Origin of the sequence: Pseudodonghicola flavimaris (assembly GCF_030164425.1) — a bacterium.
GTDB classification, from domain to species: Bacteria; Pseudomonadota; Alphaproteobacteria; order Rhodobacterales; family Rhodobacteraceae; genus Pseudodonghicola; species Pseudodonghicola flavimaris.
This window is the reverse complement of sequence record NZ_JASNJD010000001.1, coordinates 254,148-281,057: the sequence shown is the minus strand read 5'-3', so window position 1 is coordinate 281,057 and position 26,910 is coordinate 254,148. Positions and strand designations below refer to the sequence as shown.

General features: G+C 66.3%; 22 protein-coding genes. 6 read left to right on the top strand and 16 right to left on the bottom strand.

Annotation, left to right across the window (positions count from 1 at the left end):
* Positions 1-9: 9 nt before the first annotated feature.
* Both QO033_RS01340 and QO033_RS01335 read right to left on the bottom strand, forming a co-directional pair.
* Positions 10-1,266 carry an N-acetylmuramoyl-L-alanine amidase gene (locus tag QO033_RS01340; RefSeq protein WP_284479116.1) on the bottom strand — a complete coding sequence of 419 codons (1,257 nt, stop codon included), beginning with the start codon at positions 1,264-1,266 and terminating at the stop codon, positions 10-12.
* Positions 1,267-1,501: 235 nt separating this feature from the next.
* Complete coding sequence (locus tag QO033_RS01335; RefSeq protein ID WP_284479115.1) at positions 1,502-2,647, bottom strand: pyridoxal phosphate-dependent aminotransferase; 1,146 nt, start codon at positions 2,645-2,647, stop codon at positions 1,502-1,504.
* On the opposite strand from QO033_RS01335, the gene QO033_RS01330 reads away from it, so the two are divergent.
* The gene (locus QO033_RS01330; RefSeq protein ID WP_407682080.1) at positions 2,646-4,016 is read left to right on the top strand and encodes a M48 family metalloprotease; all 1,371 of its coding nucleotides are present in this window, start codon (positions 2,646-2,648) and stop codon (positions 4,014-4,016) included. The two genes, QO033_RS01335 and QO033_RS01330, sit on opposite strands and share 2 nt — an antisense overlap.
* A complete protein-coding gene (locus tag QO033_RS01325) occupies positions 4,013-4,771 on the top strand; it encodes a DsbA family protein (RefSeq protein ID WP_284479113.1) in 759 nt (252 codons plus the stop codon). The genes QO033_RS01330 and QO033_RS01325 overlap by 4 nt, the downstream gene beginning before the upstream one ends.
* Before the next feature lie 280 nt (positions 4,772-5,051).
* Here QO033_RS01325 and QO033_RS01320 read toward each other — a convergent pair whose 3' ends face one another.
* From QO033_RS01320 to QO033_RS01285, 8 genes are all read right to left on the bottom strand, one after another.
* Positions 5,052-6,044, bottom strand: a complete 993-nt coding sequence (locus QO033_RS01320) for an ABC transporter substrate-binding protein (protein ID WP_284479112.1) — start codon at positions 6,042-6,044, stop codon at positions 5,052-5,054.
* 202 nt (positions 6,045-6,246) lie between these two features.
* Positions 6,247-7,092 (bottom strand): ABC transporter permease, encoded by an 846-nt coding sequence (locus tag QO033_RS01315; RefSeq protein ID WP_284479111.1) that lies wholly within the window; start codon positions 7,090-7,092, stop codon positions 6,247-6,249.
* Between the two features lie 58 nt (positions 7,093-7,150).
* A complete protein-coding gene (locus QO033_RS01310) occupies positions 7,151-8,065 on the bottom strand; it encodes an ABC transporter permease (RefSeq protein ID WP_284479110.1) in 915 nt (304 codons plus the stop codon).
* A 27-nt stretch (positions 8,066-8,092) separates the two neighbouring features.
* Entirely contained in the window at positions 8,093-8,878 is a 786-nt protein-coding gene (locus tag QO033_RS01305; RefSeq protein WP_284479109.1) for an ABC transporter ATP-binding protein, read from the bottom strand.
* Positions 8,875-9,579: an SDR family oxidoreductase gene (locus tag QO033_RS01300; protein WP_284479372.1), complete on the bottom strand. Its 705-nt coding sequence runs from the start codon at positions 9,577-9,579 to the stop codon at positions 8,875-8,877. Before QO033_RS01300 ends, QO033_RS01305 begins: the two co-directional genes overlap by 4 nt.
* Positions 9,579-11,033, bottom strand: coding sequence for a dihydropyrimidinase (gene hydA, locus QO033_RS01295; protein ID WP_284479108.1), 1,455 nt, complete (start codon positions 11,031-11,033; stop codon positions 9,579-9,581). The genes QO033_RS01300 and hydA overlap by 1 nt, the downstream gene beginning before the upstream one ends.
* Positions 11,034-11,058: 25 nt before the next feature.
* Positions 11,059-11,382 carry a hypothetical protein gene (locus QO033_RS01290; protein ID WP_284479107.1) on the bottom strand — a complete coding sequence of 108 codons (324 nt, stop codon included), beginning with the start codon at positions 11,380-11,382 and terminating at the stop codon, positions 11,059-11,061.
* 146 nt (positions 11,383-11,528) lie between these two features.
* A complete protein-coding gene (locus QO033_RS01285; protein WP_284479106.1) occupies positions 11,529-12,779 on the bottom strand; it encodes a Zn-dependent hydrolase in 1,251 nt (416 codons plus the stop codon).
* 189 nt (positions 12,780-12,968) lie between these two features.
* On the opposite strand from QO033_RS01285, the gene QO033_RS01280 reads away from it, so the two are divergent.
* Entirely contained in the window at positions 12,969-13,580 is a 612-nt protein-coding gene (locus QO033_RS01280; RefSeq protein ID WP_284479105.1) for a TetR family transcriptional regulator C-terminal domain-containing protein, read from the top strand.
* Positions 13,581-13,633: 53 nt separating this feature from the next.
* On the opposite strand, the gene QO033_RS01275 is transcribed toward QO033_RS01280, so the two are convergent.
* The 3 genes from QO033_RS01275 to QO033_RS01265 form a co-directional block, all read right to left on the bottom strand.
* Positions 13,634-15,022, bottom strand: coding sequence for an MFS transporter (locus QO033_RS01275; RefSeq protein WP_284479104.1), 1,389 nt, complete (start codon positions 15,020-15,022; stop codon positions 13,634-13,636).
* Positions 15,023-15,144: 122 nt separating this feature from the next.
* Positions 15,145-18,606: a transcription-repair coupling factor gene (gene mfd, locus QO033_RS01270; protein WP_284479103.1), complete on the bottom strand. Its 3,462-nt coding sequence runs from the start codon at positions 18,604-18,606 to the stop codon at positions 15,145-15,147.
* A 30-nt stretch (positions 18,607-18,636) separates the two neighbouring features.
* Entirely contained in the window at positions 18,637-19,161 is a 525-nt protein-coding gene (locus tag QO033_RS01265) for a component of SufBCD complex (RefSeq protein WP_284479102.1), read from the bottom strand.
* 118 nt (positions 19,162-19,279) lie between these two features.
* Between QO033_RS01265 and hemB the strand changes: the two genes are divergently transcribed.
* From hemB to QO033_RS01250, 3 genes are all read left to right on the top strand, one after another.
* On the top strand, positions 19,280-20,278 hold the full coding sequence (hemB, locus tag QO033_RS01260; RefSeq protein WP_284479101.1) for a porphobilinogen synthase: 999 nt from the start codon (positions 19,280-19,282) through the stop codon (positions 20,276-20,278).
* Positions 20,279-20,503: 225 nt separating this feature from the next.
* The gene (locus tag QO033_RS01255) at positions 20,504-21,079 is read left to right on the top strand and encodes a lipid-binding SYLF domain-containing protein (RefSeq protein WP_284479100.1); all 576 of its coding nucleotides are present in this window, start codon (positions 20,504-20,506) and stop codon (positions 21,077-21,079) included.
* Between the two features lie 147 nt (positions 21,080-21,226).
* Positions 21,227-23,701, top strand: a complete 2,475-nt coding sequence (locus tag QO033_RS01250; protein WP_284479099.1) for a penicillin acylase family protein — start codon at positions 21,227-21,229, stop codon at positions 23,699-23,701.
* Between the two features lie 61 nt (positions 23,702-23,762).
* Here QO033_RS01250 and hflX read toward each other — a convergent pair whose 3' ends face one another.
* The 3 genes from hflX to QO033_RS01235 all read right to left on the bottom strand — a co-directional run bounded on the left by hflX (position 23,763) and on the right by QO033_RS01235 (position 26,910).
* The gene (hflX, locus tag QO033_RS01245; RefSeq protein WP_284479098.1) at positions 23,763-25,034 is read right to left on the bottom strand and encodes a GTPase HflX; all 1,272 of its coding nucleotides are present in this window, start codon (positions 25,032-25,034) and stop codon (positions 23,763-23,765) included.
* Positions 25,034-25,273 carry an RNA chaperone Hfq gene (gene hfq / locus QO033_RS01240; RefSeq protein ID WP_008204623.1) on the bottom strand — a complete coding sequence of 80 codons (240 nt, stop codon included), beginning with the start codon at positions 25,271-25,273 and terminating at the stop codon, positions 25,034-25,036. Before hfq ends, hflX begins: the two co-directional genes overlap by 1 nt.
* A gap of 134 nt (positions 25,274-25,407) precedes the next feature.
* Entirely contained in the window at positions 25,408-26,910 is a 1,503-nt protein-coding gene (locus QO033_RS01235; protein ID WP_284479097.1) for a TrkH family potassium uptake protein, read from the bottom strand.

Sequence of the window (26,910 nt, the reverse complement as noted above, 5' to 3'; positions counted from 1 at the left end):
CGCCGCCCCCTATTGCCGCACCAGCGGCCGGCGCGCCTGATCGGACTTGCGCCAGTTGACCAGCCCGTTGCGGATGCCGCGGGCGATGCCGGCGCGCCATTCCGGGTCCTTGAGGTTCTTCAGATCGCGCGGGCTGGACAGAAAGCCGACCTCGATCAGCACCGAGGGGATATCCGCCGCCTTCAGCACCGAGAAGGAGGCCGAGCGCAGCGGCCGCCGGTTCATCGGCCCGCCGACATTGGTGATGCCGGAGATCAGCGCCCGCGCCAGCGCCTCGGTCCGTGGCCGGGTCTCCTGCCGGGCGAGATCGAGCATGATATCGGTCACCTCGTCATCGGCCTGGCTGAGATCGGCGCCCGACAGCAGATTGGCGCGGTCGTGGCGTTCGGCCAGCAGCGCGCTGGCGACGTCGGAAGCGTCGCGCGACAGCATGTAGACGGTGGCGCCATGGGCCAGCCCTTCGGAGAGGGAATCGGCATGCAGCGAGATGAAGACATCCGCCGCCGCCTGATGGGTCAGCGTCACCCGCCGTTCCAGCGACACGAAATGATCGTCGTCCCGGGTCATCACCACGTCGAAGCCGCCGGAGCGCAGCAGCACCTCGCGCAGCTCCCGCCCGAGGGTCAGCATCAGGTCCTTTTCGGTGGCCTCTCCGGCCTCCGCCCCCGGATCGATGCCACCATGTCCGGGATCGATCACCACCCGCAGCGGCGCCTCCGGGTCGCGCGCGGCGGGACGATCCACCACCGCCGGTTCCGGCAGATCCCAGCGCGGATCATAGGGGGCGCCGGACTGTTCGGCAAAGCTCTCCGCACTGACCGGAGCGAGGTCGAGCGACAGATGCGCGGCGGCGGTTTCGGGATCGATGGTCAGCCCCGCGCGGGTCACCTGCATCGGCGCCGCGAGCTCCAGCACCATCCGCGACCAGCCCGGCACATAGGCGCCGAACTGCGCCTGCAGGACACGGTCAGTCTGCACCAGCCGCTCGGACCGGAGCCCGGTCCAGTCGATCTCCTGGAAATCGAGGATCAGCCGGTCCGGATCGGTCAGGGTGAAGAGCCGATAGGGCACCCCCTGGCTGAGGCCGAGATCGATGCGCAGGTTGTGCCGCCCCTCGGCTGTGATCCGGCTCTGGTCCGGATCGATCCGCGCCAGCGCCGAGAACCGATCCGGCGACTGTTGCGCCAGACCCGGCGCCGCCGCCAGCACCATCAGACCGGCGGTCAGGCCGACGATCAGCGAAAAAACCGCAAGAAACCTGCCCAACACCCGCTCCGCCCGCTGCCTGTGATCATTCGGATGCGGCCTTCTGTCCGGCCGCTTGGCGTCAGGATAGCCCAGCCGGCGGGGGTTGGAAATGTCGGATTTCGGCGCCTGCCCCGAGTGTCGCACGGGAGGCTGTCTGCCCCCCACCCCCCAGGGTATTTCCGGCCAGAAAAAGACGGGGGACGACGCCCCCGGAGGACGGCAGCGGCCGCCGGGGCCGCTGCGCTCCTGCCGATCAGCCGCGCGCGGCCATGAAGCGCACCAGCCGCGCCAGCCCCTCTTCGATATCGGCGGTGGACCGGGCGTAGGAGAAGCGCAGCGTGGTGGCCCCGCGTTCGGGATCGAAATCCAGCCCCGGGGTGACCGCGACACCGGCTTTGTCGAGGATCTCGGCGGCGAAGGCACGGCTGTCCCCGGTCAGTTCGGAAACATCGGCATAGATGTAGAAGGCGCCATCGGGCGGCGCGATCCGGTCGAATCCGGCCTTCGGCAGGCCTTCGAGCATCAGCGCACGGTTCCTGGCATAGACCGCGAGGTTGGCCTGCAGCTCCTCGGTGCAATCCATCGCCGCCAGCGCCGCCACCTGGCTGGCATGCGGGGCGCAGATGAACATGTTCTGGGCGATGCGTTCCAGCGTGCGGACATGATCCTCCGGCACCACCAGCCAGCCGGCGCGCCAGCCGGTCATCGAGAAGTATTTCGAGAAGGAGTTGATGACATAGACGTCATCGGAAAGCTCCAGCGCGGTGACCGCCTTGGCCTCATATTCCAGGCCATGGTAGATTTCGTCGCTGATGAAGGACGCCCCCTGGCCCTGCGCCGCCTCGATCAGCGCGCCGAGCGCGGCGTGATCCAGCATGGTGCCGGTGGGGTTGGCCGGCGAGGCGACCATCAGGCCGGCCAGATCCAGACCGGCGAAATCGGCGGCGACCGGCTGATAGCGGTTTTCCGGGGCTGCCGGCAGATCGACCGGTGTCATTCCCAGCGCCTTGAGGATCTGGCGATAGGAGGGATAGCCCGGGGCGCCGATACCGACGCGATCGCCGGTGTCGAAGAGCGCGGTGAAGGCGAGGATGAAGCCCCCCGAGGAGCCCGGGGTGATCACCACCCGTTCCGGGTTCAGATCGACATCGTACCATTCGCCATAGAGCCGGGCGATCCGCTGGCGCAGCGCCGGCAGACCCAGCGCCACGGTATAGCCCAGCGTATAGTCATCGAGCGCGCGCTTCAGCGCCTCGGTCGCGCCCTTCGGGGCACCGGTGCTGGGCTGGCCCACCTCCATGTGAATGATGTGACGGCCGGCGGCCTCGGCCTGGCGGGCGGCTTCCATCACATCCATCACAATGAAGGGATCGACCTGGGATCGGGTTGAGTTTCGCATGATCTGCTCCCATGGTTGCGGCATGGTTATTGCCTGCACCCGACGGCTGGCGTCAATCCCGGCCCTGCTGTTCTGCGCGCTGCTGGCACTGGCGGCGCCGCGTCCCGTGGCCGCCCTGACCCTGCTGCGCGATGCCGACATCGAACACGGGCTGACCGAGCTGTCGTTTCCGATCCTGCGGGCCGCCGGGCTGAACCCGCGCACGGTGCGGGTGATGGTGGTGGACGACGACACATTCAACGCCTTCGTGCTGGATCACCGCACCATCTATCTGCACTACGGGCTGATCCAGTCGGTCGACAGCGCCCGCATGCTGCAGGCGGTGATCGCGCATGAGGCCGCCCATATCACCAATGGCCATATCGCCCGGCGCATGGGCAATATGCAAAGCGCCCGCACCGCGGCAGGGCTGGGTGCGGCACTGGCGGCGATGGCCGCGGTGGCCGGCAACGGCGAGGCGGCGGTGGGGCTGGCGGCCGGCACCCAGAGCGCGGCGCTGCGCGGATTTCTCGCCCATACCCGCGCCGAGGAGGCGGCGGCCGACCGCGCCGCCGCAGGGTTTCTGACCTACGCCGGGATCGATCCCCGCGGGCTGGTGGAGCTGCACCGGGCCTTTGCCGGGCAGGAACTGCTGAGCGTGTCGAACCAGGACGTCTACATGCAGTCGCATCCGCTGACCCGGGACCGGCTGCGCGCGGCGCAGGATTATGTCGAGGCTTTCGGGCGCGAGCTGCCCGCCGATCCGCTGCACCAATATTGGTTCGACCGGGTCCGCGGCAAATTGTCCGCCTTCACCCGGGCGCCCGACTGGACGTTGCGGCGCGCCCCGGAAGAGGCCAATGCCGATATCCGGCTGATGCGGCAAGCGGTGGCCTATCACCGGCTGGGCCGGCTGGACGCGGCGCTGCGGGCGATCGACGGCGCCATCGCCCTGCGGCCCGAGGACGCCTATTATTACGATCTGCGCGGCCAGTTCCTGATGGAGACCCGCAATTGGGCCGGCGCGGTGGCCGCCTATGACACCGCCAACCGGCTGGCCCCGAACGAGCCGCTGATCCTGGCCGGTCTCGGCCGGGCGCAGCGCGCCGCCGGTCAGGGCGCTGCCGGGCTCGACAGCCTGGAACAAGCACGGTCGCGGGATTTCCGCGACGCCCGGCTGCTCCACGATCTGGCGCTGGCCTATGCGCAGGACGGCCGCCCCGGCATGGCCGCCCTGGTCACCGCCGAACGCTATGCGCTGGAGGGCCGGCTGGAAGACGCCGGCCCCCACGCCCGCCGTGCCGCGATGCAGCTGCCGCGCGGTTCGCCGCCTTGGCAACGCGCTCAAGATGTGCTGAGTGCTTCTGAAAAGCTCCAGAAAAGGAAATGACCATGACCCGACTTGCCGTCCCGGCGATCACCGCGCTGGCCCTGCTGGCCGGTCAGGCCCAGGCCACCGATCTGACCCAGATGACCGACGACGAACGCGCCGCCTTCCGGATCGAGGTGCGCGAATATCTGATGGACCACCCCGAGGTGATCCTGGAGGCCGTCACCCTGCTGGAACAGCGCCAGGCCGAGGCCGCCGAACAGGCCGATCTGGATCTGGTACAGGCCAATCACGACGCCATCTTCAACGACGGCTATTCCTGGGTCGGCGGCAACCCCGAGGGCGATATCACCCTGGTCGAATTCATGGATTACCGCTGCGGCTATTGCCGCAAGGCGGTGCCCGAGATCGACACGCTGCTGAAGCAGGACGGCAATATCCGGCTGATCGTGAAGGAATTCCCGATCCTGGGCGAGGCCTCCGTGATCTCGTCGCGCTTTGCCATCGCCACCCGGATGGTGGCCGGCAACGACGCCTATGCCGAGGTGCATGACGCGCTGATGTCGATGCAGGGCGATGTCAGCGAGGTGGTGCTGCGGCGGATGGCAGAGGGGCTGGGGCTGGATGCCGAGGCGATCCTGGCCGAGATGAACAGCGACGCGGTCAATGACGAGCTGAGCCGCAATCATATGCTGGCGCAGCGGCTGAAGATCTCCGGCACGCCGACCTTCGTGCTGGAAGACGAGATGCTGCGCGGCTATCTGCCGGCGGCGCAGATGGCCCGGATCGTCGCCGAGAAGCGGCAGGACGGGTAAGCGCGTCCAGCTTCGCCCAAGGCGCGGCGCCGACCGGCGGGGATGGGGGATGCGGCAGCGGATCGAGACGGGGGGCAGACAGCCCCCCGCACCCCCCGAGGATATTTCCGGCCAGAAAACCTCAGGCCCGGGAGCGTGGCGCGCGGCGTATCTTTGGCGCCGGACAGGCCGGCGCGCGCGCCCCTTTGACGCAAAACGCGAAACCGCCCACCCCGGCGAAACGGGATGGGCGGCAGAACAAGCGAGGGACCGGGCGCGGAGGCGCCCGCCCGAGACAGGATCAGTTCAGGGCCTTGTCGGTGATCGCATGGGTCCAGGCGCCCTCGGGCTCCTTGGTGATCACCGGGTCGGAGCCGCCGGCCAGCAGGGTTTTCACCGTGCGTTCGTAATCGGCCGGGTCCAGCGCCCCGTTCGACCCGGCGGTCAGCTTGGCGACCTCGCCCATCATGCGTTTCTGATGCTTTTCGGTCTGGGCGCCGGTGGCGTCGTTTTCCAGCACGATATCGGCCGCCTCGTCGGGGTTTTCCTCGGCGTATTTCCAGCCCTTCATCGAGGCGCGCACGAAGCGGACCATCTTATCCTCGAACGCCGGGTCGGCCAGCTTGTCTTCCAGCACATAGAGGCCGTCTTCCAGCGTGGCGACACCCTGATCCTCGTATTTGAAGGTGATCAGCTCCTCAGGGCTGACGCCGGCGTCGATGACCTGCCAGTATTCATTATAGGTCATGGTCGAGATGCAGTCGGCCTGGCGCTGCAGCAGCGGATCGACGTTGAAGCCCTGTTTCAGCACTTCGACGCTGTCGGGACCCTTGCCGTCGGTCTTGATGCCCAGATGCGCCATCCAGCTGAGGAACGGGTATTCGTTGCCGTAGAACCAGACACCCAGGGTGCGGTTGACCAGATCGGCGGGTTTCTCGATCCCGGCGTCTTTCCAGCAGGTCAGCATCATGCCGGAATGCTTGTAGGGCTGGGCGATATTGACCAGCGGCAGGCCCTTTTCCCGCGCCGCCAGGGCCGAAGGCATCCAGTCGATCATCACGTCGGCACCGCCGCCGGCGACGACCTGGGTCGGCGCGATGTCGGGGCCGCCGGGCAGGATGGTGACGTCGAGGTCCTCATCGCTGTAGAACCCCTTGTCCTTGGCCACATAGTAGCCGGCGAACTGCGCCTGGGTGACCCATTTCAGCTGCAGCTTCACCTCATCCGCGGCCATCGCCGCCGAGGCCGCCATCGCCAGCCCGACGGCCAGGGCGCTTTTCACCAAGATCTTCATCTGTACACTCCTTGTTGGTCGTTTGATTTTCGTTGACCTGCCAGCAACATGGCCGAAGCCCCATCGCCGCGCAAGATCGTGTCGCACCGATGCCCCGCGGGCATCGACCGCCGGTCCGGCCGCAGCCGGATTGCCGTTTTTCCGGGCGCCCGAAGATGGCTCCCGGTGCGGCCCGGGCCGGAGGGGATATGTCCCACCGGTCTCATCCACGCTGCGACGGATGCCAGAAGGTGACGCCCTTCTCGATCAGCGCCAGCAGGCCGTAGAACAGGGTCCCCGCCAGCGCAGCCACCACGATTTCGGCCCAGACCATGTCCAGCGACAGCTGCCCGACCGAGGTCGAGATGCGGAACCCCATCCCCACCGTCGGCGAGCCGAAGAACTCCGCCACGATGGCGCCGATCAGGGCGAGGGTCGAGGACACCTTGAGACCGTTGAAGATGAAGGGCATCGCCGCCGGCAGCCGCAGCTTGAAGAAACTTTGCCAGTAGCCGGCCGCATAGGTGCGCATCAGGTCGCGCTGCATGGCGGTGGTCTGGGCCAGACCGGCTACCGCGTTCACCAGCATCGGGAAGAACACCGAGACCACGACCACCGCCGCCTTCGACTGCCAGTCGAAACCGAACCACATCACCAGGATAGGCGCGGTGCCGACGATCGGCAGAGCCGCGACCAGATTGCCCACCGGCAGCAGGCCCCGGCGCAGGAAATCGCTGCGATCGATCAGCACCGCCACCAGCAACGCCGCGCCGCAGCCCATGATATAGCCCGACAGCGCCCCCTTCAGGATGGTCTGGCGGAAATCGACCCAGAGCACCGGCAGGCTGGTGACGAAGCGGGTAGCGATCAGCGACGGCGCCGGCAGGATCACCATCGGCACGTTCAGCCCGCGCACCAGCAGCTCCCAGACCAGCAGCACGGTGACGCCGAAGATCACCGGCACCGCCAGCCGGACCAGCGGCGCGCCGGCATTGGGCCCCTCGGCGAGCCGGACATTCAGCCACCAGCCAAAGGCCCAGAGGATCAGGGCCAGGATCACCAGGATCATCGCGGCGCCCTCCCCGTCTTCTTCTCTGCAAAAATACTCACGATCCCGACGCCCGCCATCATGCCATCCCCATCCGTTTCAGGGTGATCCGCTCGATCACGCCCAGGATGCCGACGAGGATCGCCGCCAGCAGCCCGGCGGCAAAGAGCGCCGACCAGATCTGCACCGTCTGCCCGTAATAGCTGCCCGCCAGCAGCCGCGCCCCCAGCCCGGAGACCGCGCCGGTGGGCAGCTCGCCCACGATGGCCCCGACCAGAGAGGCGGCGATGCCGATCTTCAGCGACGCGAAGAGATAGGGCATCGACGACGGCAGCCGCAGCTTCCAGAACCCCTGGCTGGCGCTGGCGTTATAGGTCCTGAGCAGATCGAGCTGCATGTGATCGGGGCTTCTCAGTCCCTTGACCATGCCGACGACCACCGGGAAAAAGCTGAGATAGGCAGAAATGATCGCCTTCGGCAGCATCCCCTGCACCCCGATCGAATAGAGCACCACGATGATCATCGGCGCCAGCGCGATGATCGGGATGGTCTGGCTGACGATGGCCCAGGGCATCACCGACATGTCCATCACCCGCGAATGCACGATCCCCACCGCCAGCACCACGCCGAGGCCGGTGCCGATGGCAAAGCCCAGAAGCGTCGCGCTCAGCGTCACCCAGCCGTGAAAGATGAGGCTGCGTTTCGAGGTGATCTTCTTCATCACCGTGGTCTGCCACAGCTCTACCGCCACCTGATGCGGCGCCGGCAGACGCGGGCGCTCCTGTGCCCAGGTTGCGGGAATGGCAAAGCTGTTGGCCACGACCAGCCCGATGGCGCTCATGTCGCGACGGGTCGGGGCCCCCTCAGGCACCACCTGCGCGCCACCGCGTTCCAGTTCGGTCAGCACCCCCTTGATATTCATGGGAGCGCAGGCGGCATACCAGATCGCCACGATGGCGGCGACCACGGTCAGAACGGCCAGAACGGATTTCATGCCCGGCCCTCCCCGAGCTGGCGCGGATCATTCGTCATAGGAATGCCCCGCCCGCAGCCCTTCGCGCACGCGATGGGCGATTTCGATGAATTCCGGCGTGTCGCGGATCTCCAGTGGCCGCTCCCTCGGCAGCGGGCTTTCGATCACATCCGCGATCCGCCCCGGCCGCGGGCTCATCACCACGATCTTGGTCGAGAGATAGACCGCCTCCGGGATCGAATGGGTGACGAAGCCGATGGTCTTGCCGGTCCGCGCCCAGAGCGCCAGGAGCTGTTCGTTCAGGTGATCGCGCACGATCTCGTCCAGCGCCCCGAAGGGTTCGTCCATCAGCAGGATATCCGCATCGAAGGCCAGCGCCCGCGCGATCGAGGCGCGCTGCTGCATGCCCCCCGACAGCTGCCAGGGATACTTGCCGCCGAAGCCCTCCAGATCGACGAGCTTCAGCACCGCCTCGACCCGCGCGTTCTGATCGGCCTTGGAATAGCCCATGATTTCCAGCGGCAGCTTGATGTTCTTGGCGATGGTGCGCCAGGGATAGAGCCCTGCGGCCTGAAACACATAGCCATAGGCCCGCTTGCGCCGCGCCTCGTCCGGGGTCATCCCGTTGACGGTGATGGTGCCGCCGGTGGGCTGCTCCAGCGCCGCCATCACCCGCAGAAAGGTGGTCTTGCCGCAGCCGGACGGGCCGATGAAACTGACGAAATCGCCCTTCTCCACCGTCAGGTTCACGTCTTTCAGCGCATGCACCGGACCGTCATTGGTGTGAAACACCAGATTGAGGTCGCGGGCTTCGATTACAGCTTGTCCCGTCATAGAGATCGCGTTGCTCCACCGTCTATTCTTATGTTTTGCCCGGTAATATAGCCGGCCCCGGGAGAAGCCAGAAAACTCAGCGTGGCCGAAACCTCTTCCATCCGCCCGTAACGGGCGAGCGGCACTTCCTTGCTGCGGGCGGGGTCAATCGGCAGGCTGTCGATGAAGCCCGGCAGCACGTTGTTCATCCGTACGTTGTCCGGCCCGTAGCGGTCGGAATAGAGCTTGGTGAAACTCGCCAGCCCGGCGCGGAACACATTCGACACCGCGAACCGCAGCTGCGGCTCCAGCGCCGCGAAGGTCGAGATATTGAGGATCACCCCATCCTTCTGTGCCACCATGATCGGCGTCACCAGCCGTGCCACCCGGATCACGTTCATCAGGAAGATGTCGAGCCCGGCGTGCCAGTCCTCGTCCGGCACCTCCAGCAGATCGCCACTCGGCCCGTGACCGGCTGAATTCACCACCACATCGATGCGGCCCCAGCGCGCCAGCGCCGCATCGACAAAGGCCTTCAGATCGGCAGGCTCCAGGTTGGAGCCGGTAAAGCCCAGCCCGCCCAGCTCCTCGGCCAGCGCCGCCCCCTTGCCCGAGGAGGAGAGGATCCCCACCTCGAAGCCATCGGCATGCAGCCGGCGGGCGGCATCCGCCCCCATGCCGCTGCCACCGGCGAAGATCAGAGCGACGCGGGCCACCCGGATCAAACCCCGGTCGCCGGAATGCCGGCGCGCGCCACCGGGCGCGGCGCGGTCAGTTCCTTCCACTTGGACAGCGCCTTGTTCACCGTGGCATTGGGATCGCGGGCGACGAATTCGCCGTGGCCTTCCTTGGCCTTCAGCTCGCCATTCTCCACCGCCACATACCCGCGGCTCAGCACATAGCGCGGCAGCGCCTTGACCTCGATCCCCTCGAAAACGTTGTAATCGATGGAAGAGGCCTGGGTGTCGGCCGAGATGGTCTTGCCCATGCCCGGGTCCATCACCACGATATCGGCGTCGGCGCCCACCAGGATCGCCCCCTTCTGCGGATAGCAGTTGAGGATCTTGGCGATATTGGTCGAGGTGACGGCGACGAATTCGTTCATGGTGATGCGACCGGTTTCCACCCCATAGGTCCACAGAACCGGCATCCGGTCCTCCAGCCCGCCGGTGCCGTTCGGGATCTTGGAAAAATCGCCGACGCCATAGCGTTTCTGCTCGGTGGTGAAGGCGCAGTGATCGGTGGCGACGCAGCTGAGCGTCCCCGACGCCAGCCCGGCCCAGAGGCTGTCCTGATGCTTCTTGTTGCGGAACGGCGGCGACATCACCCGGCGGGCGGCGTGGTCCCAGTCCTCGTTGAAATACTCGCTCTCATCCAGCACCAGATGCTGGATCAGCGGTTCGCCCCAGACCCGCTTGCCGTTCATCTTGGCCCGGCGGATCGCCTCATGCGCCTCCTCGCAGGAGGTATGCACGACATAGAGCGGCGCGCCGGCCATATCGGCGATCATGATGGCGCGGTTGGTGGCCTCGCCCTCGACCTGGGAGGGACGGCTGTAGGCATGGGCCTCCGGCCCGGTATTGCCCTCGGCCAGGAGCTTGGCGGTCATCTCGGCGACCAGATCGCCGTTCTCGGCATGCACCAGCGGCGTCGCCCCCAGCTCGGCGCAGCGCTTGAAGCTGGCAAACATCTCGTCGTCGTTCACCATCAGGCTGCCCTTGTAGGCCATGAAATGCTTGAAGGTGTTGATGCCCTTCTCCTGCGCGATGATCTTCATCTCGTCGAAGACCTGCTCGCCCCACCAGGTGATCGCCATGTGGAAGGAGTAATCGCAGCAGGCCCGGGCGGATTTGTTGTCCCAGACCTTGATCGCATCCAGCAGCGACTGCCCCGGATCGGGCAGCGCGAAATCCACCACCATGGTGGTGCCGCCAGCCAGCGCCGCGCGGGTGCCGGCATAGAAGTCATCGCTGGAATGGGTCCCCATGAAGGGCATTTCCAGGTGGGTGTGCGGATCGATCCCGCCCGGCATCACATAGCAGCCGGAGGCATCCAGCACCTCGTCGCCCTGCAGATCGGGGCCGATCTCGACGATCTTGCCGTCCTCGATCTTCACATCGGCCTGATAGGTCAGATCCGCGGTGACGACGGTGCCGCCCTTGATCACTTTGCTCATCATTCAAACTCCCAGTTTCGTCTTGTCAGACCGAGGCGTAGCACCCGATCGCATCCCCATGCACCCCGATGTCCAGCGGCCCGAAGACGCTCTCGACACAGAGCGAGAAATAGCCCGCCGTCGGCAGGTAGATTACCTGATAATCGCCATCCGTGCGCGTCACCGACCAACAGGTCTGGGTGATCCCGCCGGAGAAATTCACCGTGATCGGCCGGGGCGCATGCCGGGCGGCACGAAAGGCCGCCAGCGTCGCCGCCGCTCCGGGCGCCGTGCCGTCGTAACCGGCGATCTCGCGCGCGATCAGCGCCTCGATCTCTCCCGGTACTGACGACCGCCCGGCCCTGTCCATCTCGGTTCTCCCCGTCGCCCGACCGGTGTTGCAACGCCCCGGTCTGTTGCTGGCGTCTCTGTCTCTGATTTCTGTTTTTCTGGCCTTAAATATCCCGGGAGGCTGGGGGCAGCGCCCCCAGCCCGACGGTGGCGATCACACCGCCGTCACCCGACGATTTCAGCCGTTTCCAGCACCGCATGCAACAGAACATCGGTCCCGGCCGCGGCCCAATCCTTGGAAATCTCTTCCGCCTCATTGTGGCTCAGCCCGTCGACGCAGGGGCACATGACCATGGTGGTCGGGGCCATCTTGGCCGCCCAGCAGGCGTCGTGACCGGCGCCCGAGATAATGTCCATGTGGCTGTAGCCCAGACGCTCCGCGGCATTGCGCACATTGGTGACCAGCTCCGGGGTGAAGGTGACGGGGTCGAAATGCCCCACCGGCTCCACCGCGCAGTCGACCCCCAGCTCGTCGCAGATCCTGGCCGCTTCCGCCTCGATCTTGGCGCGCATACCGTCCAGCTTGGCCTGATCCGGGGTGCGGATGTCGACGGTGAAAACCACCTTCTCCGGCAGCACGTTGCGCGAATTCGGGGTGAAGGTCATCTGGCCGACGCCGCCCACCGCGTTGGGCTGGTTCTCCATCGCCACCGCCTGCACCATCTCCAGGATCCGGCTCATGGCGAGGCCGGCGTTGACCCGCATCGGCATCGGCGTGGAGCCGGTATGGGCCGCCTTGCCGGTCAGGGTGAATTCCAGCCACCACAGCCCCTGGCAATGGGTGACGACGCCGATGTCCTTGCCCTCGGACTCGAGGATCGGACCCTGTTCGATGTGCAGCTCATAATAGGCGTGCATCTTGCGAGCGCCGACCTCTTCGTCGCCCTGCCAGCCGATGCGCTTCAGTTCCTCGCCATAGGTCTTGCCCTCAAGGTCGCTGCGCTCATAGGCGTAGTCCAGCGAATGCACCCCGGCGAAGACGCCCGAGGCCAGCATCGCGGGGGCGAAGCGGGCGCCCTCCTCGTTGGCCCAGTTGGTGACCACGATCGGGTGTTTGGTCTTCAACCCCAGATCGTTCATCGTGCGCACCGCCTCCAGCGCGCCCAGCACGCCGAGGACACCGTCGTATTTGCCGCCGGTCGGCTGGGTGTCGAGGTGGCTGCCGACATAGACCGGCAGTGCCTCGGGGTCCTCGCCGGCGCGGGTCATGAACATGGTGCCCATCTTGTCGACCCCCATGGTCATGCCGGCCGCTTCGCACCATTTCTGGAACAGCGCCCGTCCTTCGGCATCCTCATCCGTCAGGGTCTGGCGGTTGTTGCCGCCTGCCACGCCGGGACCGATCTTGGCCATTTCCATCAGGCTGTCCCAGAGACGGTCTGCGTTGATTTTCAGATTTTGTGCCGGAGCGGACATGGCTGCTACTGGCTCCCCGTGTAATTCATGTGTCCTGGATCTTTGATTTGACCAAAAGGTCAAAGTCACGCTAACACGGGTTGCGCTTCAGTCAAGAAATTGCCGTAATCGGCACCGCAAAACCCCGCCACGTGCCGGGGCAAAGACAATAATTCAGGCAACAGACCAATCAGGGAGATCGCTCCGCCGATGCCAAAGGATCGCGCCCCGACCCGAATTCAGCGCAAGAACCGCGCCGCCATCCTCGACGCCGCGTTGGAGGTTTTCTCTGCTCAGGGGTTTCGCGGCGCCACGGTGGATCAGATCGCCAGTGCCGCGGGGCTGAGCAAACCCAATCTTCTGTACTATTTCCCCTCCAAGGAAGCCATGCACGAGGCGGTGCTGTCGCAGCTTCTCGACACCTGGCTGGACCCGCTGCGTGCGCTCGACCCGATTGGCGACCCGATCGAGGAAATTCTGGGCTACGTGCGCCGCAAGCTGGAGATGAGCCGCGATTTTCCCCGGGAAAGCCGGCTTTTCGCCAATGAGATCGTGCAGGGCGCCCCCCGGATTCACGAGGTGCTCTCGACCGATCTGAAAGCGCTGGTCGATGAAAAGACCGCGGTGATCCAGGGCTGGATCGATGAGGGCCGGCTGGCCGAGGTGCATCCCTATCACCTGATTTTCTCGATCTGGTCGCTGACCCAGCATTACGCCGATTTCGACGTGCAGGTGCGCGCGGTCCTGGGCAAGGAAGACCCGTTCGACGCGGCGCCGGAATTTCTCGAAACTCTCTATCGCCGGATGCTTCGCCCGGCCTGATCCGGGGGCGAGAGCGACCTGAAACCGGCCCCGCATCCGCGCGCGACCCCATCTCAATCGTCGCGCGGTGGCACCGGCTTCGGCATCTCTGCCCCGGTCTCTTCGGTCTCTGGGGCCGGGGGGGATGCCGCAACGGGGGCCTCTTCCGTCTCCTCGCTGCCCAATTCCTGTGCAAGCGCCTGCTCAGCCTGTGCAATTTCTTCTTCCGCCTCCTCGGCGGTGGCGGCAAGAACCGCGGTTTCCGGGGTCGAAACCCGGCCCGGCGGCACCGAAACGAAGCTGGCCTTGTCTTCCTCGACCACCGGCGCGCGCATCGCGATCCGCAGGACCGCGAAGAGGATGATCAGCAGATGCGCCACGGCCGAGGTCAGAAACAGCGCCGGCTCGCCCAGCCGCGCCATGCCGAAGCCGGCCGCCAGCGGCCCGGCGATCGATCCCAGCCCGAAGGTCATCAGCAGCCCGCCGCTGACCTGGATGAAGCTGCCCTCCTCGGCGTGGTCGTTGGCATGGGCGATGATCACCGGATACATCGCATAGATCGCCGCCCCGAACAGCGCCGCCAGCCCGAGGTTGATCATCCGGTCCTCCGGCCGCAGCAGCAGAAAGGCCAGATCGGTGGCCAGTGCCAGCACCGCCACCCCGACCAGCACCATGCGCCGGTCGGTCCGGTCCGAGGCCATGCCGATCGGGATCTGGCTGAGCGCCCCGGCCAGCACCGGCAGGCTGGCGAACAGCGTGACCGAGGCCAGCTGCAGCCCCACCCCGCTGGCATAGACCGCCGACAGTGTCCCGAAGGCGCTGTTGGAAATGCCGACGCAGAACACCGCGAAGACCGCCACCGGAGAGTTGCGCCAGAGCGCCCGCATGTCGAGCGAGACCCGCACCAGCGGTCGCGGGCTGGCAGAGGAGGAAATCGCCGTCGGCACCAGCGCCAGGCAATAGAAGATCGCCGGCAGCACGAAGAACAACGCCCCCGAGGCATCGCCCAGCGTCAGCACCATCTGCCCGGCGGTGGAGGCGCCGAGGTTGACCATCGAATAGATGCCGAAGATGCGGCCGCGGGTGCTGGGCTCGGCCCGTTCGCCCAGCCAGCTTTCGACGATCATCGCCGCCCCGGCGAAACAGAACCCCGAGATCGCGCGCAGCGGCACCCAGGCCCAGGGGCTCAGCAGCAGCAGCGACAGCAGCACGGCGACGGCGGCGAAGGCCGCCATCACGCTGAACGACCGGATATGACCGACCCGCCCCACCAGCCGCGCCATCATCAGGCAGCCCAGCACATAGCCGACCGCCCAGCCCGAGCCGAGCAGGCCCAGCGAGCTGGCGCTGAAGCCTTCGATGGTGCCCCGCACCGGCAGGATCAGCCCGTTCATGCCACCGGCGAACAGCAGCAGGGCAGAGCCCAGAAGCAGGGCGGAAATCGGAAGAATCTGTCGTACCATCAAGCCGTCCAAGTCGCGGGTTTCCCCGACCCTGCCCGCCCGCGCTGCGACTTTCAATGGCCGGTTTCAGCCCGGGCGGACAATCTCTGCCACAGCCCGCGCACCGCCCATGGCCCGGTCACTCAGGCCTTTGCGGCCGTCTTTTTCCGCTCTGCCGCGACCTTTTCGGCCAGATCGCGGGCGATGGCGAAGGCGCCCTTGATCTTGTCGCTGTCCTTCTTCCAGTCCCGCCGCACCACGATCTTGTTGTCCTTGATCTTGGCCAGCCCGTTCTGCCCCTGGACGAAGTCCACCAGCCCCTGCGGCGAGGCGAACTTGTCGTTGTGGAACTGGATCGTCGCCCCCTTCGGCCCGCCGTCCAGCTTGGCGATCCCGGCGCGTTTGCACATCGCCTTGATGCGCACCACCAGCAGCAGCGTGTTGACCTCTTTCGGCAGCTTGCCGAAACGGTCGATCAACTCGGCGGCGAAGCCCTCCAGCTCGACCTTGGTGGAAAGGTTGCTGAGCCGGCGATAGAGCCCCAGCCGCACGTCCAGATCGGGAACGTAGTCCTCGGGGATCAGCACCGGCACGCCGAGGTTGATCTGCGGCGCCCATTGATCGTCCGCCTCGGTCAGCCCCTCCATCTCGCCGGCCTTGATCTTGGCGATCGCCTCTTCCAGCATCTGCTGATAGAGTTCATAGCCCACATCGCGCATCTGGCCCGACTGTTCCTCGCCCAGCAGATTGCCGGCGCCGCGAATGTCGAGATCCTGGCTGGCGAGGGTGAAGCCCGCCCCCAACGTGTCGAGACTGCCCAGCACCCGCAGCCGTTTCTCGGCCGCCGGCGTCAGCCTGGCCCGCGGCTTGGTGGTCAGATAGGCATAGGCACGGGTCTTGGAGCGGCCGACACGACCGCGGATCTGATAGAGCTGCGCCAGCCCGAACATATCGGCGCGATGCACGATCATCGTGTTAGCGGTGGGGATGTCGAGCCCGCTTTCCACGATGGTGGTGGCCAGCAACACATCGTATTTGCCGTCGTAGAAAGCGTTCATCCGGTCGTCGAGCTCTCCCGCAGCCATCTGCCCGTGGGCGGTGACGAAGGTCAGCTCGGGCAGCTGATCGCGCAGGAACTCCTCGATCTCCGGCAGATCGGAGAGCCGCGGCACCACATAGAAGCTCTGACCGCCGCGATAATGTTCGCGCAGCAGCGCCTCGCGGATGGTGACCGCGTCGAATTCGCTGACATAGGTGCGGATCGCCAACCGGTCGACCGGCGGGGTGCCGATGATCGACAGGTCCCGAACGCCGGACAGCGACAGCTGCAGCGTCCGCGGGATCGGTGTCGCGGTCAGCGTCAGCACATGGATGTCGGAGCGCAGCTGTTTCAGCCGTTCCTTGTGGGCGACACCGAAATGCTGTTCCTCGTCGATGATCAGCAGGCCGAGGTTGTGGAACCGGATACCCTTGGCCAGCAGCGCATGGGTGCCCACCACGATATCGACGGTGCCGCGCGCCAGCCCTTCGCGGGTCTTCGCCGCCTCCGCCGAGGTGACGAAGCGCGACAGCTGATGCACCTGCACCGGAAAGCCGCGGAACCGTTCGGCGAAGCTGGCGTAATGCTGCCGCGCCAGCAGCGTGGTCGGCGCCACCACCGCCACCTGCACCCCCGACATGGCGGCGGCGAAGGCCGCGCGCATCGCCACCTCGGTCTTGCCGAAACCAACATCGCCGCAGATCAGCCGGTCCATCGGCTGGCCGCTGGTCAGATCGCCCAGCACATCGGAAATCGCCCGCAGCTGATCGTCGGTCTCCTGATAGGGAAAACGGGCGCAGAAGGCCTCCCAGGCGTGATGCTCGGGCTCCAGCGGCGGCGCCCTGCGCAGCGCCCGTTCGGCGGCCACCCGGATCAGCCGGTCGGCCATCTCACGGATACGTTCCTTGAGTTTGGCCTTCTTGGCCTGCCAGGCGCCGCCGCCCAGCCTGTCCAGCAGCCCCTCGTCATGGCCGTATTTCGACAGCAGCTCGATATTCTCGACCGGCAGGTAGAGCTTGGCCGCCTCGGCATATTCCAGCAGCAGGCATTCATGCGCCGCACCGGCGGCGGTGATCACCTCCATCCCCTGATAGCGGCCGATGCCGTGATCGACATGCACCACTAGGTCGCCGGGAGACAGCGATTGCGTCTCGGTCAGGAAATTCTCCGCCTTGCGGCGTTTCTTCGGCGCCCGGATCAGCCGGTCGCCCAGCACGTCCTGTTCCGCGATCACCGTCAGATCGGCGGTCTCGAACCCCGCCTCCAGTGCCCAGACCGCCAGATGCAGCCCGCGCTTGCCGATCCGGGTGCCATTGCGCACCTCGATGATCTCGGCCAGCCCCTCGTCCTCGATCAGCCCGGCCAGACGCTCCCGCGCCCCCTCGGAATAAGAGGCGACCAGCACCGGCCCCTTGTCCAGCTTCTTGGTGATATGATCGGCCAGCGCGCCGAACAGGCTGATGTTCTCCTGCTGCCGCTCGGGGGCGAAGTTGCGGCCGATGCGACCGCCGGCATCGATCACCCCGGGGCCTGTGGCCTGCGGCAGCGGATGGAACTGCATCGTCCGGCGGCCCGCGACCGCCACCTCCCAGGCAGCATCGTCGACAAACATCAGCCCCGGCGGGATCGGCTTGTAGACGGTATCAAGCCGCGATTTGGCCTGCATCGCCAGCCGCCGGGTCTCATACTGATCGGCGACGCTGTCCCAGCGCGCCAGCCGCGCCGGCGTGACCTGATCGTCCAGCGTGATGGTGGCCCCCGGCAGATAGTCGAACAGGGTTTCCAGCTTCTCATGGAAGAACGGCAGCCAATGTTCGATGCCCTGGTGCTTGCGCCCGGCGCTGACCGCCTCATAGAGCGGATCGTCGGTGCCGGCGGCGCCGAATTCCAGCCGGTAGTTCTGCCGGAACCGGGTGATCGCCGCCTCGTCCAGGATCACCTCGGACACCGGGGCGAGTTCGACCGTCTCCAGTGTGTCGGTCGTCCGCTGGCTGGCCGGATCGAACCGCCGTGCCCCGTCCAGCACATCGCCGAAGAAATCCAGCCGCACCGGCCCCGCCTCTCCCGGCGGGAAGATATCGATGATGCCGCCGCGGATGGCGTAGTCGCCCGGCTCCATCACCGTGGGGCTTTGCGAGAACCCCATGCGGACGAGAAAGCCCCGCAACGCCTCCTCATCAACCCGCTGGCCGACACGGGCGGAGAACGCCGCATCGCGCAGCACCTCGCGCGCCGGGATCCGCTGAGTGGCGGCGTTCAGCGTGGTCAGCAGCACGAATTGCGCCGGCATCTGATGCACCAGCGCTGCCAGCGTCGCCATCCGCTGCGCCGAAATGCTGGCATTGGGCGACACCCGGTCATAGGGCAGACAGTCCCAGCCCGGAAAGGTGATCACCGGCATCTCCGGGGCGAAGAAGGCCAACGCGGCACGCATCGCCTCCATCCGCTTGTCGTCGCGCGCCACATGCAGCACCGGCGCCGCGGTCCGGCCGATCTCTCGCAGGATCAGCTGGGCGTCAAACCCCTCGGGGGCGCCGCCCACGGTGATGTGGCTGGCCTCGGTCATCGCATTCGTGCCTTTCGCGGTTTCCTTGCGCTAGCCCAACACGCCCAGCGACAGGTTTTGGTACATCCCCCAGAGCGCGGTGACGAAGATCGAGACGACGCCGATCATCTGGGTATAGAGCCGGCAGCGGATCAGCCGCTTGCGCAGCTGTTCGCCCTGGGCACGCTCGCGATGGATCAGATGGGCGGTATGGACCGACAGTACCCCGACCAGCGACATCGGACAGCCCAGCAGGAACAGCGCCTGAGAGAATTCGACGCCATAGACGAAGCCGGTCATCGCCAGCGAGGTCAGCAGAAAGAACCCGATCCCCACCAGCCAGGGCCCCGACACCCGCGCGATATAGAGCAGCCGGTTGACATGGATGCGCGCCAGATCGTCCAGGTCCTGCGCCGCCGGGCCGCCGACCCGCCGCGCCCGCAGCACCAGGTCATAGGGCACGCCCAGCACCCAGTGGCTGGCCGAAGACCAGGCGACCGCCAGGGCGATCCAGAACCAGAGGTTCGAGAAGGACCGCATGTCGATCATCTCGAAGACCGTGGTATACAAGTCCAATCGCCTGCCCTTTTTTCGCCGCGCCCGCCGACGTCCAGGCCGAACGCGGCTTCAGATGCACTTGTGAGTGGTTGCTTTCCATGCCACCCAATGGACGATTGATCAAGGAGTCCGCGCCATGAAACCGACCATCGCCCCCTTTCCCGCTGCCCGTCCGCGCCGCGCGCGGCAATCGCCCGCGATCCGCGGCCTGGTCCGGGAAAACACCCTGACTGCCGATGATCTGATCTGGCCGGTCTTCGTGCGCGAGGGCACCAATCAGGAAGAACCGGTGCCGTCGATGCCCGGGGTGATGCGTCGCAGCGTCGATCTGACCGTCAAGGCCGCGAAAGAGGCCTGGGACCTGGGCGTCCCCGCCATCTGCATCTTTCCCTATACCGATCCCAGCCTGAAGACCGAGGACTGCGCCGAGGCCTGGAACCCCGACAACATCTCCAACCGGGCGATCCGCGCGATCAAGGACGCGGTGCCGGAGATGGCGGTGATGACCGATGTGGCGCTCGATCCCTATAACATCAACGGCCACGACGGCTATGTCGAGAACGGCGAGATCGTCAACGACCGCACGGTGGAGGCGCTGGTGAAGATGACCCTGGCCCAGGCCGAGGCCGGCGCCGACATCATCGGGCCGTCGGACATGATGGACGGCCGGATCGGCGCCATGCGCAGCGCGCTCGAGGCCGAAGGTCACCAGAATGTGATGATCCTCTCCTATGCGGCGAAATACGCCAGCGCCTGCTATGGCCCCTTCCGCGATGCGGTGGGTGCCTCCGGCGCGCTGACCGGCGACAAGAAGACCTATCAGATGGACCCGGCCAATTCCGACGAGGCCATGCGGCTGATCGAACGCGACCTGAACGAGGGCGCCGATATGGTGATGATCAAGCCCGGCCTGCCCTATCTGGACATGTGCCGTCGCGCCAAGGAGACCTTCGGCGTGCCGACCTTCGCCTATCAGGTGTCGGGCGAATACGCGATGATCCAGGCCGCCGCGCTGAATGGCTGGATCGACGGCGAAAAGATCATGCTGGAAAGCCTGTTGTGCTTCAAACGCGCCGGCTGCGACGGCATCCTGACCTACTTCGCGCCAGAGGTGGCGAAACGCCTGAACGGCTGATCCGGTCGGCGCCAACCGGGTCCGGGCGCCGGTGACCCGCCCCGCCCGGTCCCGCGTCACCGGAGGGGCGAGAACCCGCCGCACGGACTGTTCCCCGGCCCTTGTCGGGTGACAGCCCGGGCGCGAACGCGTATAAATCGCGCCAATGCCGGAACAACCGGCCTGAGCAGACTTAAGATCCGACCAGTTACGATCAGACACGAACAGTCAGAAAACAGGCAAACGATGGACAATCCGATTTCTTACCGCCTGACGCGGCGTGGTTTCACTCTGGCGGCGCTTGCCGCGATGGGGGCGACCGCGGCCTGCGGCAATGGCGTCGGCAACAATAGTGCCGCCAAAATCGACGCGCGCGTCGACGCGACGCTGAACAAGATGTACGCCACCTATCCCAACACCGTGACGCTGGCCGAGAAATCCACCGGCATGCTGGTGATGCCGCTGATGACCGAGGCCGGCCTCGGTCTGGGCGGCGGCTATGGCCGCGGCGCATTGCGGGTCAATGGGGTGACGGTGGATTACTACTCTGCCGTCAAGGGCAGCGCCGGGCTGCAGATCGGCGCCCAGCAATATGCCCATGTGCTGTTCTTCATGACCGAAGACGCGCTGATGGACTTCCGCCGCTCCTCCGGCTGGGCCGCCGGCGCCGACATGGAATATGTCTTCCGCGACGAGGGCGACTCCGTCGCGGCCGATACCAACACGCTGCGCTCGCCGATCCTGGCCGCCGTCTTCGGCCAGGCCGGTCTGCGCATCGGCGCCTCGCTCGAAGGCACCAAGTATACCCGCATCATCCCCTGATCCGCGGACAGGACGATCCCCGCCCCCGGCTTTTCCTGCGGGGCGGAATCGCCTAGGTTGGCGGCGGACAGACCGCCAGGCAGACAGGCAGGGCCACTCCGGGCCGCGGTGCAAGACGGCCCGGGCGGACAGGATACGGGGACAGGGATGGGACAGGTATTTCGCTGGCTGCTGCGGATCGCGGCAGGGCTGGTCGGTTTGGTGGTGCTGGCGGTCGGGCTGATCTACTTTCTCGCCAATCAGTCGCTGCCCGATTACGACCAGACCGAGACGGTGACCGGGCTGACCGCCCCGGTCGAGATCATCCGCGACAATGCCGACGTGCCGCATATCTTCGGACGGGACGATCCCGACGTCTTCTTCGGCCTGGGTTATGCCCATGCGCAGGACCGGCTGTGGCAGATGACCACCATGCGCCGCACCGTCCAGGGCCGCCTGTCCGAGGTCTTCGGCCAGCGCACCCTGCGGATCGACCGGCTGCTGCGCCGGCTCGACCTCTATCGCCTGGCCCAGACCTCCTTCGAGGCGCAGGACGAGTACACCAAGGCCGCGCTCAGGGCCTATGCCGCCGGCGTCAATGCCCGGCTGGCCGAGATCAACGACGAGGCGCTCGGCCGCGGCGCCCCCGAGATGTTCCTGTTCAACGCCCCCGTCGCCCCCTGGCAACCCGCCGATTCCATCGCGCTGCTGAAGCTGGTGGCGCTGCAGCTGAGCGGGCATCTGGAAAACGAGGTGCTGCGTGCCCGCACCGCGCTGATGCTGGACGACACCGACCGGCTGAAGGACATCCTGCCCGACGCCCCCGGCACCGGCGTCGCCGCGCTGCCGGAATACGCCCAGCTGTTCCCCGGTCTGCCGCGCTATGCCGCCGGCACGCCGATGCCCGACGATCCGCTGTCGCCCTTCCCCAAACACGACATGGCCGGCGCCTCCAACGCCTGGGCGGCGGCACCGTCGCGCTCCGCCTCCGGGGGCACGCTCCTGGCCAACGACCCGCATCTGGGCTTCACCGCTCCCTCCACCTGGTATCTGGCGCGGATCGAACTGCAGTCCGGCGGGGTGATCGGCGCCACCATTCCCGGGATCCCGGCGATCATGTCCGGGCGCAGCCGGCAGATGGGCTGGGGCATCACCTCCTCCTATCTCGACGATCAGGACGTGTTCATCGAGAAGCTGAACCCCGACAACCCGGAGGAATACCTGACGCCGCAGGGCTACAAGCCGTTCGAGAGCCGCCCCTCGATCATCCAGATCAAGGATGCGCCGCCGATCACCCTGACCCTGCGCTGGACCGAGAACGGCCCGGTGCTGCCGGGCAGCCATTATCATCTGGACGCGGTGACGCCGCCGGGCCATGTCGCGGCGCTGAGCTGGACCGCCCTGGACGGGCAGGACACCACGATGACCGCCGCCATGGGCATCATGCATGCCACCACCGTCCAGCAGGCCATCGATGCCGGCGAGAAGTTCATCGCGCCGTCGCAGAACCTGATGCTGATCGACAGCGACACCATCGCGATGAAGACCGTGGGCGCCATGCCCCGCCGCGACCCCCGACACCAGAGCCAGGGCCGGCTGCCGTCGCAGGGCTGGCGCGCCGAAAACCGCTGGGAGGGCCGGCTGCCCTATGCCGCCAACCCGGAATTCGTCAGCCCGCGCGGCGGCATCCTCGGCAATACCAACAACAAGATCCTGGAACGCCCCTTCCCCAACCATGTCTCCTTCCTCTGGGGCGATACTCAGCGGGTCAACCGCTGGCAGCGACTGATGCAGGCGCGCCAGGTCCATACCCGCGAAAGCTTCATCGAAGCGCAGCTCGACACCGTCAGCTTCACCGCCCGCTCGCTGCTGCCGCTGATCGGCGCCGATCTGTGGTTCACCGGCGAGGCCGCGCCCGAAGGCACGCCGCAACGACAGCGCCAGATCGCCCTGCAGCTGCTGGCCGAGTGGAACGGCGAGATGAACGAGCATATGCCCGAACCGCTGATCTATGCCGCCTGGCTACGGGCACTGCAGAAACGGCTGATCGAGGATGAGCTGGGCCCGCTGGCCGATGAGTTCAAACATGTCGACCCGGTGTTCATCGAACGGGTCTATCGCAACATCGACGGCGCCGCGGTCTGGTGCGATGTCCGGCAGAGCGCCCCGAAAGAGACCTGCACCGATATGGCGCGGCTGGCGCTGGACGATGCGCTGGTCTGGATCGGCGAGAAATACGGCACTTCGCTGGAGAGCCTGCGCTGGGGCGACGCCCATCAGGCGACCCACGACCACCCGGTGCTGGGCGAGGTGCCGGTGCTGCGCTTCTTCGTCAACATCCGCCAGTCGACCAGCGGCGGCGACAACACCCTGGAACGCGGGCTGACCTCGGGCGAGGATCCCGATCCCTTCCTCAACGTGCATGGGGCGGGCTATCGCGGGGTCTACGATCTGGCCGATCCCGACAGCTCCGTCTTCATCATCTCCACCGGTCAGTCCGGCCATTTCCTGTCGCGCCATTACGACGATCTGGCCCAGCTGTGGCGCCGCGGCGAATATATCCCGATGTCGCTCGATGTGAATCTGGCGCGCGCCGCTGCCGTCGGCGTCACCCATCTGATCCCTCAGGGCTGGAAAGACTAGGCGCGGCAACCGCAGTCGCCGCGCCTGTCTGAAAGATCGTTCCGAGGAGCACTCAGCCGCCTCAGAGGGCGGCGAATTGCGCTTCCTGCTTCGGGGTCCAGAACACCGTCAGTTCGAACCCGTCTTCGGTCTGGCGCTCTTCGATCACCACGTCCTGGGCAAAGAGCCAGGCGCGTTTGCGGCCCTCGGAGAACGGCAGCGTGATCACCGCCTCGTGGCGCACGCCCTGCAACTGCTCGGCAATCGCGGCCAGCAAGGTATCGAGCCCCTCGCCGCTCCAGGCGGAGATGGCGAAGACCTCCGGCGTGCGCGCGGCGCGGGCCAGCACCGCGTCATGCTCGGCCTCGGGCAGCAGGTCGATCTTGTTCCAGACCTCGATCTGGGCGCGGTTCTCATCGACGCCGAGAGAGGTCAGAATCGCTTCCACATCCTCGGCCTGTTCCTCGGTGCTCGGGTGCGAGATATCGCGCACATGCACGATCAGATCGGCGGCCAGCACCTCCTCCAGCGTGGCGCGGAAGGCGGCGACCAGCTCCGTCGGCAGATCCGAGATGAATCCCACCGTGTCGGACAGGATCACCTCCGGCCCGTCGGGCAGCTGCACCCGCCGCATGGTCGGGTCGAGCGTGGCAAAGAGCATGTCCTTGGCCATCACATCCGCCCCGGTCAGCCGGTTGAACAGCGTCGACTTGCCGGCGTTGGTATAGCCAACGAGGGCAACAATGGGATAGGGCACCTTGGCCCGCGCCTTGCGGTGAAGCTCGCGCGTCTTGACCACCTTGTCGAGCTGCCGGCGCAGCCGCACCAGCTGTTCGTCGATGGCACGCCGGTCGGCCTCGATCTGGGTCTCGCCAGGGCCGCCGACGAAGCCGAGCCCCCCACGCTGGCGTTCCAGGTGGGTCCAGGCCCGGACCAGCCGGGTCCGCTGATAGGAGAGCGCGGCCATTTCGACCTGCAGCACCCCTTCACGGGTGCGGGCACGGTCAGAGAAGATCTCAAGGATCAGCCCGGTGCGGTCGAGAATCTTGACCTTCCACGCCTTTTCCAGATTGCGCTGCTGCACCGGGGTCACCGGGCCATCGATCAGCACAAGCTCGATCTCATGCGCCTTGAAGCGTTCGCCCAGCTCTTCGATCTTGCCCGACCCGAACAGATAGCCCGGCTGCGGCCGCGGCAGGCGCACGATGTCGGAACCGATCACGTCAAGACCGGGCAAAGCCGCGGCCAGGGCCACGGCTTCCTCTACCGCCGGACCGGGGTCGCGACGATCTTCGTCGGATTTAATCTCGGGATGCAGCACCCAGGCGCTGGTGACATCCCCACCATGTTCCATCAAGAGGCGTCTTCGCCCTCATAAAGGCTGATCGGCTGGGCCGGCATGATAGTGGAAATCGCATGCTTGTATACCAGCTGCGACTGGCCGTCCCGGCGGAGCAACACGCAGAAATTGTCAAACCAGGTGATCACACCCTGCAGTTTCACCCCGTTGATAAGAAAGATCGTCACCGGAACCTTGGTTTTTCTGACGTGGTTCAGGAACGCGTCCTGCAGGTTCTGTCTGTCCGAAGCCATTTCTTCTTATATCTCGCTTTTTCTTGTCACGCGCTGGGTCGCACAACACGCTCTTCACCAACAAGTATGGAGTGAGCTGTGGGGATATTCCACCCGAAAAAACAAGATCGTTTCGCAGTGACCTGAAAACTCGCTCAATTGCGCCACAGATCCGGCGTGATCAGCGCAATGATTGCCAGCGTTTCCAGCCGTCCCAGCACCATCGTGGCCGACAGCACCATCTTCGCCGCGCCGCTCAGTTCGGCCAGATGGATGGGGGTATCGGCCGCCACATGGATCAGCGGCCCGGTGGTCGAGAGTGTCGCGATCGACAGCACGATGGCCTGATCGAAGCTGAGACCCAGGGCTGCGAGAATCACGCAGACCAGCGTCAGAGACAGGGCGAACATCATGAAGAAGACCCAGGCGATAAAGGCGCCGTCCTTCTGAATCCGCCGCACGCCGCCGCCCTCGTTGCTGACCGAACTGGGATGGACCAGCCGTTCCATCTCGCGCAGGCCGTTGAGATAGAGCGCATAGACCCTCAGCAGCTTCACCCCGCCGGCGGTGGTTGCCACCCCGCCGCCGATCACCGCCAGCCCGGCCAGGATCAGCCCCGGTGTGCCCAGGCCAGACCATTGCCGCGCCTCGTCCCAATAGACGCTCTCGAACCCGGTGGTGGTGAGAAAGGAGGTCACCGTGAAGAGCGCGCCCCAAAGCGCCTCCAGCGCCAGCAGCGGGTCCTCCAGCGGCTGCACCTCCAGCGCCGCCAGCCAGTGGCGCAGGAACAGCAGCACCGGAATCGACACGATGATCAGAAGACCGGTGCGGAATTCCGGGTCCTTGTCCAGCCGCGCCTGCCCGGTGGCGGAGGTGTCCGAGGAGAAGGTCAGCCGCGACAGCGCGAAGAACATGAAGAGAAACAGGATCACCTCACCGACGATCCCGGCCTGGCTGCCGGCCATGCCCCCAACCGGCGACAGGCCCGAGGTCGCCATCACCGACATCGCGTGGCAGAGCGCGGTCAGCCCCTCCTCCCCCGCGATCAGCAGCGCCACCCAGACCACCATGGTCAGCCCGGTATAGACCGGCACCAGCGTCCGGGTCACCCGCAGCAGCCGCCGGCGCGGATCGGCCCGGGCGCTGAGGTCGGGCGAGGCGACGGCGCGGCCGGGCTGGCCGCGGGCGGTGATCTCGAACCCGCCCAGCGACAGCGGCGCCAAGATCGAGGAAGCCGCGACCCACATCAGCAGACCGCCCATCCAGCCGACCTGCGCCCGCCACAGATGCAGCGCCGGGTCGAGCCGTGCCGGATCGGCGAAGATGTCGGCGCCGGTGGTGGTGATGGCGCTGACCATGTCGAAATAGGCGTTAAGATAGCTGGTAGTCTTCAGCCCGTCATAAAGCGGCAGCGCCAGAAACACCGGCAGCAGCGCAAAGGTCGCCAGCAGGGCCAGCAGCTGGCCCAGAATACCGTGCTTGGGTGGCCGCGTGCCGCGCGCCAGCGCGATCATCGTCAGCCCCACCAGCCCCAGCAACCCGCTGAAGAAGAAGGCCTGAGACACCGGGTGGATGCCCCGGATCTCGGCATGGATCGCCGGAACCCACATCGACAGCGACGCGATCGCCCAGATCTGCAGAAACAGGGGCAATCGCAT